The 15,030-nt window shown below is 60.9% G+C and carries 12 protein-coding genes and 1 riboswitch; of the genes, 9 read left to right on the top strand and 3 right to left on the bottom strand.

The features are described 5' to 3' along the window. Positions 1 to 129: 129 nt before the first annotated feature. From HAP48_RS24640 to HAP48_RS24650, 3 genes are all read left to right on the top strand, one after another. A complete protein-coding gene (locus HAP48_RS24640; RefSeq protein WP_166204320.1) occupies positions 130 to 1,473 on the top strand; it encodes an IS1380-like element ISBdi2 family transposase in 1,344 nt (447 codons plus the stop codon). A 219-nt stretch (positions 1,474 to 1,692) separates the two neighbouring features. Continuing rightward, positions 1,693 to 2,859 (top strand): integrase core domain-containing protein, encoded by a 1,167-nt coding sequence (locus tag HAP48_RS24645; protein ID WP_224496526.1) that lies wholly within the window; start codon positions 1,693 to 1,695, stop codon positions 2,857 to 2,859. A gap of 545 nt (positions 2,860 to 3,404) precedes the next feature. Then, positions 3,405 to 4,892 carry a DUF1521 domain-containing protein gene (locus tag HAP48_RS24650; protein ID WP_166209430.1) on the top strand — a complete coding sequence of 496 codons (1,488 nt, stop codon included), beginning with the start codon at positions 3,405 to 3,407 and terminating at the stop codon, positions 4,890 to 4,892. A 713-nt stretch (positions 4,893 to 5,605) separates the two neighbouring features. Here HAP48_RS24650 and HAP48_RS24655 read toward each other — a convergent pair. Continuing rightward, a complete protein-coding gene (locus HAP48_RS24655; RefSeq protein ID WP_166071913.1) occupies positions 5,606 to 5,803 on the bottom strand; it encodes a hypothetical protein in 198 nt (65 codons plus the stop codon). A gap of 681 nt (positions 5,804 to 6,484) precedes the next feature. After that, positions 6,485 to 6,698, top strand: a riboswitch (cobalamin riboswitch). A 254-nt stretch (positions 6,699 to 6,952) separates the two neighbouring features. On the opposite strand from HAP48_RS24655, the gene HAP48_RS24660 reads away from it, so the two are divergent. Together HAP48_RS24660 and HAP48_RS24665 are read left to right on the top strand one after the other, a co-directional pair. Further along, entirely contained in the window at positions 6,953 to 8,746 is a 1,794-nt protein-coding gene (locus HAP48_RS24660) for a ribonucleoside-diphosphate reductase subunit alpha (protein ID WP_224496569.1), read from the top strand. Beyond that, complete coding sequence (locus tag HAP48_RS24665; protein WP_198031293.1) at positions 8,737 to 9,810, top strand: ribonucleotide-diphosphate reductase subunit beta; 1,074 nt, start codon at positions 8,737 to 8,739, stop codon at positions 9,808 to 9,810. Before HAP48_RS24660 ends, HAP48_RS24665 begins: the two co-directional genes overlap by 10 nt. 685 nt (positions 9,811 to 10,495) lie before the next feature. Here HAP48_RS24665 and HAP48_RS24670 read toward each other — a convergent pair. Together HAP48_RS24670 and HAP48_RS24675 are read right to left on the bottom strand one after the other, a co-directional pair. Then, on the bottom strand, positions 10,496 to 11,251 hold the full coding sequence (locus HAP48_RS24670) for a hypothetical protein (protein WP_156928879.1): 756 nt from the start codon (positions 11,249 to 11,251) through the stop codon (positions 10,496 to 10,498). 253 nt (positions 11,252 to 11,504) lie between these two features. After that, positions 11,505 to 12,203, bottom strand: coding sequence for a nodulation protein NolW (locus tag HAP48_RS24675; protein ID WP_166216061.1), 699 nt, complete (start codon positions 12,201 to 12,203; stop codon positions 11,505 to 11,507). Positions 12,204 to 12,393: 190 nt separating this feature from the next. On the opposite strand from HAP48_RS24675, the gene HAP48_RS24680 reads away from it, so the two are divergent. From HAP48_RS24680 to sctL, 4 genes are read left to right on the top strand one after another with little or no spacing between them, the layout of a single operon-like run. After that, positions 12,394 to 12,894 (top strand): nodulation protein NolB, encoded by a 501-nt coding sequence (locus tag HAP48_RS24680; protein WP_166216057.1) that lies wholly within the window; start codon positions 12,394 to 12,396, stop codon positions 12,892 to 12,894. A 9-nt stretch (positions 12,895 to 12,903) separates the two neighbouring features. Continuing rightward, complete coding sequence (gene sctJ / locus HAP48_RS24685; RefSeq protein WP_166209427.1) at positions 12,904 to 13,764, top strand: type III secretion system inner membrane ring lipoprotein SctJ; 861 nt, start codon at positions 12,904 to 12,906, stop codon at positions 13,762 to 13,764. A gap of 23 nt (positions 13,765 to 13,787) precedes the next feature. Further along, positions 13,788 to 14,408, top strand: coding sequence for a nodulation protein NolU (locus HAP48_RS24690; RefSeq protein ID WP_224496570.1), 621 nt, complete (start codon positions 13,788 to 13,790; stop codon positions 14,406 to 14,408). Next, positions 14,405 to 15,028 (top strand): type III secretion system stator protein SctL, encoded by a 624-nt coding sequence (gene sctL / locus HAP48_RS24695; RefSeq protein WP_029083924.1) that lies wholly within the window; start codon positions 14,405 to 14,407, stop codon positions 15,026 to 15,028. The genes HAP48_RS24690 and sctL overlap by 4 nt, the downstream gene beginning before the upstream one ends. The last annotated feature ends 2 nt before the right edge of the window (positions 15,029 to 15,030 follow it).

Below are 15,030 nucleotides of genomic sequence, written 5' to 3' on the forward strand. Positions count from 1 at the left end.
GCTCCTAGCCCGTCTTATTCGTCAGAGTGCGCCTGAGAGGCTGGCGAGCGTGGTGTAAAGCGCTGATGCGGCGTAGGATTCGGTTGCAAAGCCAACCCCATCACCTCAACCGCGAACGCCAGGCCCGCCATGACCGATGATACGATTCTGCCCTTCTCGTTTCCAGCCGTTCACGCCAAGAAAGTCACAGCTGCCTTCGATGGCGGTCGGCTGACCTCGAACGGGGGCGTGATGCTTCTGGCGATGGCCGAGCGGCGTCTCGGCTTGGCCGACAATTTGGCCCGGGTGTTCCCGGATCGGCGCGATCCGACGCGGGTCGTGCACAGCCTTGTCGATATGTTCCGCGCGCGCATGTTCGCGATCTGCTGCGGCTACGAGGACGCCGACGACCTCGATCATCTGCGGTCCGATCCCGCATTCAAGCTGGCCTGCGGACGGCTGCCGGACACGGGTCGCGATCTGTGTTCCCAACCGACGCTGTCGCGGCTGGAGAATGCTCCGCGCCTGCGCGACGTGATCCGACTGACCTACACTTTGGTCGACGCATGGATGGATAGCTACCCGCGCGAGCCGGCATCCGTCACGCTCGACATCGATGATACCTGCGATGTCGTCCACGGCCATCAGCAGCTCTCGCTGTTCAACGCTCATTATGACGAACGCTGCTTCCTGCCGATCCACGTCTACGACACGGAGAAGAGCCGGCCCGTGGCGGTCGTGCTGCGGCCCGGCAAGACGCCGGGCGGCGTCGAGGTGCGTGCCCACCTGCGCCGCCTGATCCGGCATATCCGGACGCGGTGGCACAACACGCGAATTACGTTCCGTGGCGACGGGCACTATGCCCGGCCGGAGGCAATGGCGTGGTGCGAGACCAACGGCATCGACTACATCTTCGGTCTGTCCGGCACCAAGCCGCTCGCCAGAAAACTCGACGAGGCCGCCGACGACATCCGCACGCGACGCGCCATCGAGAACCTGCCGGTTCTGCGTGGCTATACCGAGACGCGCCACAAGGCAAAGTCCTGGGATCGCGAACGGCGTACCGTCGCCCGTATTGAGGCGACGATGCTCGGCCTCGACATCCGTTTCGTCGTCACCAGCCTCGATGTCGGCTCGGCCGAGTGGATCTACGACAGCCTGTATTGCGCGCGCGGCCAAGCCGAGAATCTGATCAAGCTGCATAAGACACAGCTCGCCTCCGATCGCACCAGCTGCCGTTCGGCGCTCGCCAATCAAGTCCGCCTCGTTCTCCACACCGCCGCTTATTGGCTGATGCTGACCGTGCGCGACGCGATTCCCAAAGCCCGGGAATTGGCCACAGCCGAGTTCGCGACGCTGCGTCTTCGTCTCTTGAAACTCGCTGCCCGTGTGGTCGAGACCACGAGCCGCATTCGCCTTGCGTTTGCCGCGGCATGTCCCGAAGCCGACCTGATCCGCGGCTTGCCAGGCGCGCTGCTGCCTCTCGGTCCTTGACCGGCGGGGCGTCCGCCCCCCGTTCGCCCAACCTACACCTCAAGCGCGTTGCAAAGTACGGGTCGGTCAGGCGGTGAAAAGCCGAAGGCAATCCCGCGCGCCTCGTCAGAGCAGATGTGCGGCCACATCAATCGGACTAAAAAAAGCACTCTCACGAATAGGACGGGCTAGAAGCATCGGCGGGAGGGCCCGACGATGCCGTTCAGAGAGACCAGTCGGATGGAAGAGCGTATCCGGATGCTTATGGAGTACGAGAGCGGGAACTGGAGCGTGTCGGAGTTGTGCCGCCGTCACGGTATCTGCCGCGACACGTTTTACGCATGGCGCCAGCGGAAGCAGAGCGGCGATCCGGAGTGGTTCAGGGACCGTTCGCACGCGCCGCAGCAATGCCGACAAACGACCGATGCGGCGATTGCAGAGAAGGTGATCGCGGCTCGGCAGCGCTTTCCCTATCTGGGACCGCGCAAGCTGCTCGCCCTGCTTGACCGCCAGGCGCCGGAGATCGATTGGCCGGCGGCGTCGACGATTGGGAGCATTCTCAAGCGCGCGGGGCTGATCTCGCCGGTGAAGCGCCGCCGCCGTCCGCTCGACCAGCGGCGTCCCTGCACGCCGGTGCAGGAGCCGAACGACGAGTGGAGCGTGGACTTCAAGGGTTGGTTCCGCACCCGCGACCAGTGCCGGATTGATCCGTTGACGGTGGCTGACAGCCACAGTCGCTTCCTGATCGAACTGCAGATCGTCGCACCGACGACCGAGGGCGTCCGCCCCCGCTTCGAGAGGGCTTTCCGCGAGCATGGCCTGCCGCGGGCAATCCGCTGCGACAATGGTTCGCCGTTCGGCTCGCGCGGCGCCGGCGGTCTCACCACATTGTCGGTCTGGTGGCTGAAGCTCGGCATTACGCCGCACTTCATCCGTCCGGCCTCGCCGCAGGAGAACGGTCGCCATGAGCGCATGCATCGCACCTTGAAGGCGCAAACATCGAGCCCACCGGCAGATAATGCGTCCGAGCAACAGGCCCGCTTTGACGCCTTCCGAGAGCATTACAATAAGGAACGTCCTCACGAAGCGCTGGGCCAACGGCCGCCGGAGGACGCCTATCGAGCATCTCAACGCACCATGCCGGATCGCGAGCAAGACCCCTGGTATGACGCCGATCACCAGGCCCGCCGTGTTCGCGGCAATGGGGAGATTAAATGGAAAGGCAAGTTCGTCTTTATCGGTCAGGCGCTGGTGAACGAACTTGTCGGCATCGCCGAACTCGATACCGGTGACCACGTCGTCCGCTTCTGCGACCTCGACGTCGGTCTCATCGACCGCCGCGGCCTGTTCACCCGGTTCGCTCCGCCTCGTGAGGGGCTGCGCGAACCGGGCGAACAGACCGCTTAACCCAAACTGTCGGGGATCATGCCGGTCCAAAATGTCGGGAATCATGCCGGTTGAACAGGTCCGACGGAGCGACTGGCGGCTTCGCGGTGAGGCCTCGTCGCTTATTGAGGCCTCGCAAGGAACAGGACCTATCAGCGTAGCTGACATCGGACAGTCGATCGTCGGGTGCGAGACTACATGTTACCGGTGATCGGCGAGCGTGGATATTCCCTAAAGGTGGTCTGTCGTGGAAGGCAGCTGCGAGCAATCACGCGATCCTCAGCCCGTGTCTGCTGACGAGGGCTGTGATGTTCAGTCGATGGTTTGTTGTCGTCAGCTTTTCGACAGGTACTGCTGGTACAGTCTTGGGACTTGGATGCGTGCGACATGCTCGTGCCAAGCCGACGAGAGAAGGGAGGGATCTCATCAGGGTTGCCGACGCCGGCAGCGAGAAGCATCCATTCGCTCGCCATCGGGCCAGGGGTGCGTTCTAAAATGGTTCCTAGTTGATTGAGCACAACGCTCGCAATTTTACCGCTTTCTTCGATGCAACAGGAGTGAACTAAATGGCGTATCTTCCCGTGGCCGGTCTCCCCGTGGTCGGCGCACTCGATTCGACGGTGAATGGAGTGGGGTCTGACGGGGTGGTTGCCAGCCCCGCTTTCGGCGCGCTGTTGGGGCAGTATGCCTCGACGGGTGCCTACCAGTACCTGCCGGCAGGTACTGCCGTCGTTGTCGCTCCGGTGGTCGTCACTCCAGTCGTGGTTGCTCCCATGTACATGATGGCGCCACCTCCTCCTTCCATGCTGTTGAGCCAGCAAAGTTCGGGTTTGGAGTCTTCCGTCGATCCGGTATGGACGCATGAGGTCAAGGATGGTAAGGCCACGATCAACCTCGGCGACAAATATACGATCACGGCCAATGAGAAGGATGGCACCTGGACCGTTCGCAACAACCAGACCGGCCATGTCACGAAGATCCATGGCGATCCCCATGTTGACGCGGACGGGGATGGCAGGGATGACTTCGACTTCAAGAAAGATATGACCTTCCAGCTCGACGATGGGACCAAGATTGCCGTCAATAATGTCGACTACGGTAATGGTGAGGCCATCTCCTCAAAGTTGACCATTACGAACGGTCACAACGCGATGGTTGTGGAGGGGCTCGGCGACGACAAGGATGGCAAAAACAATCTGAGGGTGACCCAGTCCAATGCTGGCATGACTCTTGATGAGCTGACACCCGATGGTGCCCAGGTGATCCATGAGAGTGGCCAAGGCTGGGTCGATGGCGCCGGCGGCGTGGTGAATCAGGCGAGTATCGATGCCGGCGAACAGGGTCGCGCGCCGGGCAACTACCAGTCTGCAAGCGCAACGCCTGCCACTGCAACACCCGTGTTCTTCGTTCCTCCTCCACCGCCGCCTCTTGCGATGGTTCCGCTTGCCGTCGCGCCGGCGCCGTCATCTCAGCCAGCGCCAGTGTGGTCGCACGAGGTCAAGGACGGCAAGGCGACGATCAACCTTGGTGATAAGTATACGATCACAGCCGATGAGAAGGACGGCACCTGGACCGTTAGGAACAACCAGACCGGCCATGTCTCGAGGATCCACGGCGATCCTCATGTCGATGCTAATGGCGACGGCAAGGACGATTTCGACTTCAAGAAAGGTATGACCTTCCAGCTCGACGACGGCACGAAGATCACGGTGGACACGGTCGATTATGGCAAGGGAAAAACCATCTCCTCGAAGCTCACCATCACCAACGGCGACAATGCCATGGTTGTGGAGGGGCTCGGCGACGACAAGGATGGGAAGAACAATCTGAAGGTCACGCAGTCTAATGCTGGGCGGACGCTTGATCAGCTGACGTCCGATGGAGCTCAGACAATCCATGAGACAAATCAGGGGTGGGTTGACAACTCCGGACGCAAGGTGACGCAGTCGGTGATCAACCACAATGAGAACCCGGATGCGCCGCCGGATTTCAAGACGATGATGCGCGAGAGCATGTTCCGGCGCATTTTCCGTCACGATGCACAGCCGGCATGAGGCCCGATCCCGGGGCGTGTCGGAAACTCGTGGAAGCGGGCGCTAGCGCCCGCCTTTCATTTTCGCCAAACGGCCGCGAGAATGGCAGCTTGGCGATCTATCGATTCAGGATCGACGGTAACAGCCAGATTGTCTCGGCAATCGCAGCCTTCGCCCCGACAAACGGGCGGAGGGCCTCCAGGCCCGGCTACCCGGCCAGAATTGCTGCGGCGCGTTCCCGCCCGTTGTCGGCGATGGAGGCGTTGCACAGGAACGGTGCTCTCAGGTTTGTCTGCATGCCGACGCAAGCGTCGCAGTGAAAATCCCGTCAAGATCGCAGATTGGATTGAGGGCTGCCTCGACGGCGCGATCTACCCTCGGCTCAAAAGCACAAGCCCTGTCTCGCGTTGAGCTCTGCCTGTCTTTAGCCTCCGAAGCCGGGCGTGAACCCCAGCGCCCCCGAACATCCATCAGCTTCTCAGGAAGCCGGAGGCGCCGTGGGCTATGAGCATCGCCATTCCCGTCAAAGTCTGCTGCTAGGGACGTTAAAAGGAAATCGCAGCAGCCCGCTGCCAAAAAGATCCAGGTGCATTCGGATTCGCGGACCCGCTCGCAGCTCGGATCTGAGATCATTGAATGCGCATCTAACTGGTGGCATGTGCCAAGTCTCACTTGGCACGTCTTCGATTCGATCACCACGCGGGCTGTATCTCTATGTGGCGCCGAGCATCGGCTCACCCATCATCAAGCTCGCTCATGGCCTCATCCATATCCGACTGGGAATCGCTTATGACTTGCGTGGCGACGGAAACGAGAGCCTTTTCGAATGCTCGGCGCAGTAGCGCTGCACGCGTGTCATCGCCGCCGCTCTCGGCGGTATCGGAGGGGGCGCCAACCTGCGGCGCTGTTGCATTAATATCGGCTGCGTTCATGTCGTAACACCCGGATAGCGGCGTCGCCGCGAGATGACCTATCCGCTTCATGCTAGCAGGGGCAGCTTGCGAAAAGCTGACTAAGATCGAGCCCCCTTGGCGGCTTCATCCATGACCACGCAAGTGAGGACAACCGCTGTGCCGGCAAGGTCATTACTGCGATCGGAGCTCTGGTAAATCATGGCGCCAAAACACTTGGCCACGTCAGCAAGCGCGACGGCGACTGTTGCGCGTTGAAGGCTCAGTGGTACCACAAGCATTTGTGGAGCTATCGTGCTCGATCTGGCGCGCGCGGCAAGCCACCGAGATCGCACGATCATGGCAGGGACGCACCTCACGCCAGTTCCACAAGAAGAGCAACACCTTGCTGGCGCAGCTCGATCGCATTCTCGACCGCTTTGAATTGCAAGCCAAACGTTGCGCGTCATGAGATTATCCCTCGCCAGCATCGCCCAGAACCTTCGCCGAACGGATTCCTATCCAACGCGGGCTCGCATAGGCACCCGTCATCGCGACGGAGCATCGAAATCAAAATGCTGCCACTCTTTTCACGGAATGGGCCGAAGCAGGGGGGGGCATTTGCTCGAACAGAGCGTTGCGGGCCCGGACCCGGAGCGGACGTGGCGTCCTGCGTCTCGACTCCCCTGGCACAAGCCTTGACGAATCTCGACGCGCGGCGTCTGTATGTAGATCTGCCACGGTCTTCCATTCTGCATCTAGTAGGATGGAAGCTAAGAGGGAACCCGGTGCGCCGGTAACGGCTATTCCGGGGCTGCCCCCGCAACTGTAAGCGGCGAGCGGTTGTCATAATGGTCACTGGCCGCGACAGCACCGGGAAGGCCGACAGCCGCAGCGACCCGCGAGCCAGGAGACCTGCCGCGACAGAATAGAACGTCCTCGGGCGGGGTGCCCCGTGCGTCGCTTGCAGCCTGGGACGTTTGACCCGTCTCCTCGCAAGTCGTGCGCGTGGCTTCACCCCCTAACATCGCGGGGTTGCCGATGTCGCCGTCTTACGATTTCAATCAGCATGGTCATCTAATTGAGTGGCCGAGTGTGCGGCCGTGGCCGGCGCGGCCAAAGTCTGCCGCGCCTCAGCGGTGTGTTGTGCCGCCGCCGTCATCGGCTCCGCTGCCGCGGCCTCTCGCGCCATTGCCAAAGCCGTCCGATCTCACGCTCGATCGATCGCGCGACGGCCTGCTGACCGCGTTCGGCAAGCTAACGCTGACCGATCGCTATCTGCTCGTCGGCGAAAGCATCCAGGACATGTTCGCGCGGGTGTCCTGTGCCTTCGCGGACGATGTTGCGCACGCCCAACGTCTCTATGACGCGATGTCTCGGCTGTGGTTCATGCCAGCCACGCCGGTGCTGTCCAATGGCGGCACCACGCGCGGCCTGCCAATCTCGTGCTTCCTTAACTCGGTGTCGGACTCGCTCGAAGGAATCGTTGGCACCTGGGACGAAAACGTGTGGCTTGCCTCCAACGGGGGCGGTATCGGCACGTACTGGGGCAATGTTCGCTCGATCGGAGAGAAGGTGAAGGGCGGCGTCAGCTCAGGCGTCATCCCGTTCATCCACGTCATGGACGGCCTGACGCTGGCGATCAGCCAGGGCTCGTTGCGGCGCGGCTCGGCGGCGGTCTATCTCGATATCCAGCATCCCGAGATCGAGGAGTTTCTCGAGATCCGCAAGGCGTCCGGCGACTTCAACCGCAAGAGCCTCAACCTGCATCACGGCATCAACCTCACCGACGAGTTCATGCGTGCCGTGGGCGCCGGCACCGCGTTCGCTCTGCGCAGCCCGAAGACGAACGAGGTCGTCCGCGAGATCGACGCGCGACAGCTATGGCAACGCATTCTTGAGAACCGGTTGCAGACAGGCGAGCCTTATCTCTTGTTCATCGACACCGTGAATCGCGCGCTTCCCAAGCACCAGCGCGAGCTCGGTCTCAAGGTCTCGACCTCCAACCTGTGCAGCGAGATTACGCTCCCGACCGGCATCGACCATCGCGGCGAGGAGCGCACCGCGGTGTGCTGTCTGTCATCGCTCAACCTCGAGACCTGGGACCAATGGAATGAGGAACCCGGCTTCATCGAGGACGTCATGCGCTTCCTTGACAACGTGCTCACCCACTTCATCACGACGGCGCCGGAGGGTATGAAGCGGGCCCGCTACGCCGCCCTGCGCGAGCGCTCCGTCGGACTTGGCGTGATGGGCTTCCACTCGTTCCTCCAGGCGAATGGCATTCCAATGGAGAGTGGCTTGGCGAAATCATTCAATCTAAAGATGTTTCGGAAGATCCGGGGTGATGCCGACGCGGCATCCGTCGCCCTTGCTCGCGAGCGTGGCCCGTGCCCGGATGCCCTGGAACGTGGCGTGATGGAGCGCTTCAGCCAGAAGATCGCGATCGCGCCGACTGCTTCGATCAGCATCATCTGCGGCGGCACCAGCGCATGCATCGAGCCGATCCCGGCCAACATCTACACCCACAAGACGTTGTCTGGTGCCATCTCGGTACGTAATCCTCATCTGACCAGGGTACTGATCGCCAAGGGCGCCGACACCCCGGTGACCTGGCAGTCGATCATTGCGCAGGAGGGTTCGGTCGCCCATCTCGACATTCTGTCGGAACACGAGAAAGCGGTGTTTCGCACCGCCTTCGAGGTCGACCAGCGCTGGATCGTCGAGCTTGCAGGCGACCGGGCCGCATTCATCTGCCAGAGCCAGTCAATCAACCTCTATCTGCCGGCCGAGGTCGATAAGTGGGACCTCCACATGCTGCACTGGACGGCGTGGAAGCGTGGGGTGAAGAGCCTTTATTACTGCCGTTCAAAATCGATCTCGCGCGCGGCGTTCGCCGGCAAGATCGTCGACGATGACGAGGCCGCGCCGCGGCAGCCGCCTGCGCAGCGCGCCGATTATGAGGAGTGCCTCGCATGTCAATGATCGATCTCTCGTCTGTCGATCCGCGCACGCTGATCGGCAAGGGGCGCGTTGGTCTCCTTGACTCGACGGGCAGCTATGACGTTGATCGCTACGCTTGGGCCTACGAGTTCTGGAAGCGTCAGCAGCAGACGCATTGGATGGCCGAGGAGGTGCCGCTCGGCAACGACCTCAAGGACTGGGCGTCGGACCGCGTCACCGCCAGCGAGCGCGCGCTGCTCACCCAGATCTTTCGCTTCTTTACTCAGTCGGACATCGAGGTCGGTGACAATTATCTCAAGCGATACATCCCGATTTTCCAGCCGCTCACCGTCCAGATGATGATGGCGGCCTTCACGAACATGGAGACGGTCCACATCGACGCCTATGCGCTGCTGCTCAAGACGCTCGGCATGCCCAAGACCGAGTTCGAGGCATTTCGCAGCTATGCGCAAATGCGCGCCAAGGCGGACTACATGCACGAGTTCGGCGTTGACACCGTGGCCGATGTCGCGCGCACCCTGGCTATGTTCGGCGCCTTTACCGAAGGCATGGCGTTGTTCGCGAGCTTCGCTATGCTGCTCAATTTTCCGCGCCACAACAAGATGAACGGCATGGGACAGATCGTAAGCTGGTCGGTGCGCGACGAGAGTCTCCACTGCGAGGGCGTCATCAAGCTGTTTCACGAATGGCACCGCGAGACCGGCGCCGTGACGCGCTCGGTCCGTGACGACATCGTCGATGTCGCCAGAACGATGGTAAAGCTGGAGGAGAACTTCGTCGATCTCGCCTTTGGCCTGGGCAAGATCGAGGGCATGCGTCCTGAGCAGATCCACGCCTACGTCCGTTATGTCGCCGACTGGCGACTGACCCAACTCCGGATTGCCCCGGTTTTCGGCTTCTTCAAGGCCGAGGAGGATGGGTTCACGCAGCTCAAGCCGCATCCGCTGCCTTGGCTCGTCGAGATTCTCAATGGGGTCGAGCACGCCAATTTCTTCGAGCAGCGCGCCACGGAGTACTCCAAGGCGGCGAGCCGAGGCAGCTGGGACGGCGAGGACGGGGTGTGGGCGGCTTTCGGCCGTATGTAGGCAACCGGAACAGCATGCGTCCGTTCATACATCTTGGAGGTTCGCGGAAGTCCTCTGCTGCGGCTTCCGGCGGCACAGCGGACTCAAGCGGCATCATCCACGCCGCTCGAAAATCATAACGGGGGAACACCCGCCCACGGGGCTGATGTACCAAAGTGAAGTCTGATCTTGTGCTGAGTTGCTTCGGTGCGGCAGACTTCGAAAAGGCGATCACAATCGTTGCAATTTGCAGGACCAAGCGCGGGCATTGGTCGGCGATCTTTGAGGCGCGCTCGCCTTGCGGGAAAGTCGGCGTGACCTCATCGATGCGGACCAATGGAACCGGTTTATGCACACCTGCACAAAAGGGCGGCGAAAGCCTGAGTGGAAGCCGCCAGTCTGTTCAGGGCGACCGTGCATGCGATGACGGCGCTTGATGATCAGGGTCATCGACGCGGCCGTCTCCATACAGCAAACGGCCGGGAGGCGAGTAGAGTGAGGAGGCCAGTTGGTGATCGCTCCTCTTCAGCCGTACAGCTAGACAATTTCGATCAGGTTTCCGCATATCGAGTGGACCCCTTGAAAGGAACTTGGCCGGCGGAGTATCCGCCAGCCAAGAGCGATCGTCATCACGTGCTCCTGCTGTTGGCGGAGACAATCTATCAACCTTCGCACATGGCCCTTGTCGCTGCTAAAGCTATGGGCACTAGCCGGCGGGCGGATCTTGCCCCGCGTCTGCCGGCCTGTCTTCGTCCACATCTGCGGGCCAAAGGCTCGGGTCCAGTGCTGGCGTGAGGCGAATGAAGCCCTCGTCTCTCCATTCGGCCGTGTGAGGTACGCCGAAAAGGGTAAAGACTTTGGTCGGGTGGTCTTGGGTCGGCAGTACCCCGCTGCGCTCCAGCATGTCGATCTGAGCGCTTGTGGCTGTTTGGCCCATGAAAACCCAGTAGTCCTTGGCGAGACGTCCGTCCCGCATACGGAACTCGGAAAGTTCTGGCGGTACAACTTCGGAAGGCCCAGCCTGAGATGGTCCGGCGTGCGAGGGATTTTTATCCATATCCTGCCATAGCAAATCTTGGTCGAAATCAGGATGCGCCTCGATCGCCTGAGCGATCGTCTGCTGCGAGAGGTGATGCGGGGACCGTTCTGGTGCTGGATCTGCACCGAGCGCAGCCGGCGCATGCGAATCATCCTCCCAACCCAAGCCTGGCGAATAGGGTTGCGCTATATCCAGGTACGGCGAAAAAGGGTGCCGAGCATCCAAGTACGGCGAATAGGGATGGCCTGCGTCCAGATATGGCGAATAGGGCTCCCCCGGCAGCGCGGGCGAGGCGGTACGATGTGGCGCAGCACCACCCTGAGCGCCGTTGAGCTGCTGCTCAAAGCCGGTAGCGTCCGTGGGCGGTAGCGGTGAATTGGTGTCCGGGCTCGTGTTCGATGGTCCGATTTCGTTGAAATCCATCCTGTCACTCCCGCATGATGGAGCAGCTCGAGCAATGCGAAGGCTCCTGCCCTGCGAGACCGAAGCAGCTGTTTCGGAGGTTCGCGTTGATCTTCAAGCCCTCCTGGATGCACACGTCTGGCGCGGTCGATGCGAGGCACCGCCATCCAGACAGGCTCATCCTGGGTGAGGCAGCTTTCGAAAAGCTGACGATCAGATGGATTTAAGCGAATGCAGTTCGGATCCTCGGCTCGAGCTCTCTCGTATTGTTAAGTCACTTCTGGCCTGCAGCTTCGCGCACGATGCCGTCCTGATGCTGCGCTTCTGAGGAATAGTGGCTTTCAGGTCGTCCGTCGCGAATGACCGTGCTCGAGGAGCCACGAAACAACATCAAAACCGACCCCAGTGGCGGCTTTTCAGCAGCGGTTGGATTCCGCCGCGCCTGCGCCTCCGCCACAAGGCCCTTGAGCGTTTGGTCCACGAGCGCGATGAAGCGCGGCGGGCCCGAAGCCAGGACGAGGCCATCTCCTGGAGCCGGCTTCACGATATAGCGCTCATCGGAGATGTTGAGCACATCGAGCGCGGTCCTGAACGCATCGAAGCTGATCGGATTCAACACAATGAGACGGCTTTGCGCCTCTTGAGCCGCGGATATGTAAAGCACGAGACCGTCGTAATACCATTGAAGATTGTACAGATTGGTCAAGCGCTCGAGGAACTCTCGCGGTGGCAGGTCCGGCATTCGCCCACGAATCCGGCCCTTTACCTCGGCGCTGACATTGACCCTGATATTGTGATTGTTGCCGAACTCCTGCAGCGCGGCGGAAAGGTCCTGATCCAGAACCGTGTAGCTGTAAGGAGCCGACGGCAGTGAGAGGGATGCGCCGAGCGCGCTTACCGTTCCCAGATAGACAAAAACTCCGACATGGAGAACTCTCCTCAAAATGTAGACCGTTGTGGATCGGATGAGCATTCCCGAAGGCCTTCCGCCTGAAAACAAACCTGGAATTTCATTCCAACGTGAAGGCCAAACGTGATCTTTAGATGACGTAACCAGCGGCATCTTCGTCAGGTTTTCGTCAGCTCGCCAATCTACGCTCATGATCCGTTCGTCGTTCAACAATGCCTGATCTCATCACACGAGCACAATGACTCCTTATATGATGGTAGGCGCAACGCCGATCTCTCCCCATTCAGCTGACTGTGTTTCCAGTGCCTGCTCGCCGGCAGTCACTGGCGAGCAGGCTCACTTTGAGCAGTCCCTTGCGCAAGCGTCTTCCAATGAGGTCGCCGCCTCGTCAGTCTCAGCTAGAGCGGCAGTCGCTCCGCCGGTATCGGAGGTTCAGCGAGCGAGCGCGCTCGCAAGTCCGCCGGGCGATCGCGTCCTTCATGCGCTTTCCACCATGTACCGGAGCCATGCCGTTTCTCCCGCGGTCAGCGGCGCGCCTGCTCCGAATGGCGTGCAAGGGGGGCCGGCTGCGCAGCTGCTCGTGCAGGTGGATGATGTTGGCACACATGCGGCGGTTAAGCCGATAGGTTCGGATTTCGATTCGATGATGGTTGGTCTGCGTGATGTCTACAGAGACGTCGTTCAGGTTTCACTTGTCTCCAAGAGCACCAGCGCCGTCAGTTCGTCGCTGAACAAGCTGCTATCGGCCGGCTGAGCGAGGATGATGACTGACGTGGTCCAGAGGCGTGGCGGTGGCGGCCATCGATCGTGGCGGCGGCTTCGCATTTGTCTTGCCCTGCCGCTCCTTCTTGCTTTGATTGGCTGCAAGACTGATCTCTATACCAAGATTCAGGAGCGTGAGGCTAATGAGATGCTCGCGCTTCTTCTTGGCAAGGGTGTCGATGCGGTCCGTGTTGTCGCCAAGGATGGAACCAGCGCAATCCAGGTCGAGGAAAAGCAGCTTGCGTATTCGATTGACTTGCTGAATGTCGAGGGGCTGCCTCGCCAATCCTTTAAGAATCTTGGCGAGGTGTTCAAGGGGTCAGGACTGGTTGCCTCGCCGATCGAGGAGCGCGCTCGTTACATCTATGCGCTAAGCGAAGAATTATCCCGCACGATCAGCAATATCGATGGCGTCCTTTCAGCGCGTGTTCATGTCGTTCTGCCGAAGAACGATCTGTTGCGGCAGGATGCGACCCCATCCTCGGCGTCGGTCTTCATTCGACATGGCTCTAACGCGAAGCTCTCGGTGCTCTTACCGCAGATCAAGATGCTGGTCGCCAACAGCATCGAGGGGCTCTCCTACGACAAGGTGGCGGTCGTCTTTGTGCCGGTTGAGCGGGCGCCGCTTGAGTCGTCACGGGCAGTCAGTTCCCCTCAACCAGCAAAATTTGCTTCAACGCCGTTGCTTGCCTTCGGGGTGGGCGGTGCCGGCGCCGCATTCGGCATCGCCGCTTACGTGTTGTTGGGCGCGCGTATTCGTCAATTCGGACAATCGTCGCGCAAACTGACCATGTTTGGCGGAGGTTCGAATGTGCCGGCCGTCCAGGCTGCTGACGAGAAGACCACTTCTGATGCGACGTAGTCAGGACGCTTATGTCGGCATCGATGTCATTCACCGAATCCAATCGTTCGTCCGTGTTGGCTTCCGATCGGCTGCGCGAGCTTGTTGCCTCCATCCATCCGAGCCGCTTTGCTGCGCGCCTTGATCCGTTGCTGTCGCCTCCCACGTTGCTACGGTTGCAGCAGAGTTCCAGACTGCAGCCAAAACTGGCCGGGCTGCTGCTTGGCGGCGAAGTCGATGTGAGCGGAGCCAACTGGAACGAAGACCTGCTGCTCGGGCATGATCCGCGTCGAGTTGCCCTGCTCGCAGGTAGTATCTGGCATGCGCGCTCGGTCCTGAAGCTGGTTTCAAGGCACGATCTATCAATTTTGGTCGAACTGATCGGTGCCGAAGTGCATGCTTTTGGGATCCGGCATTTATCAAGCGCGGTCGCAACGACGCCCATTGCCGACCCGGAGCAACTATCGCGACAGATTGAACATGATGGGCTCGTCTGTCTCGGCACCTGGCTCGACGAGGCTCCAGCGCTTGAGCGTACCCGCGTGCTTCTACGCTTGCCCGTTGGGACCGCCGCGGACAATCCGGCGGCCGACTACCGTGGTGCCGCAGGCCCGCTGCTTTCCTTGGTCATGGCCCATTTGAGGACGGAGGTTGCCAGGGGATGACCGCCGATGTCCCAGCATTGCCGGTGGCGCCGCGGATTCGCCCGCTCGGGCCCCTGATACGGGCAGCCGAACTCAAGGTCTGGCACGATGCCGTGCAGGCGCTCGCCGCTGCCGAGCGACATCTGCAGCGCGTTCGTAGCTGGGGACGCAAAGCTTATGAGCTGGAACGGATGCGCGGCCATGCCGAGGGCAAAAAGACGGGAGCGGAGGAAATGACACGGCTGATCGCGCAGGCTGTTTGTGAACTGGCGCAGCGAAAGGCCGCTCTGGATCAGGAATTGCCGCAGTTGGTCATTGAGATCGTGAGCAATTTGCTGGGTGCCTTTGAGCCGAGCGAGATGCTGGTGCGGGCCGTTCGTCACGCCATCGAGCAGAAGTATAAGAACACGGAAGTTTGCCTTCACGTATCGCCCCTGAAAGCCGATCTGCTGGCCAGTGAGTTCGCGGCCTACGATGGACTTGACGACCGACCTAAGGTCAGGATTCAGCCGGATCCTGCGCTGACGGCGGACCAGTGCGTTTTGTGGAGCGAGTTTGGCAATGTCGACCTTGGACTTGCCGCGCAGGTCCGCGCGCTTCGTCTTGGCCTTGGTTTGTCCTCGCAGGAGGGCGAGCCGTGACC

The sequence above is a fragment of the Bradyrhizobium septentrionale genome, from assembly GCF_011516645.4.
GTDB classification, from domain to species: Bacteria; Pseudomonadota; Alphaproteobacteria; order Rhizobiales; family Xanthobacteraceae; genus Bradyrhizobium; species Bradyrhizobium septentrionale.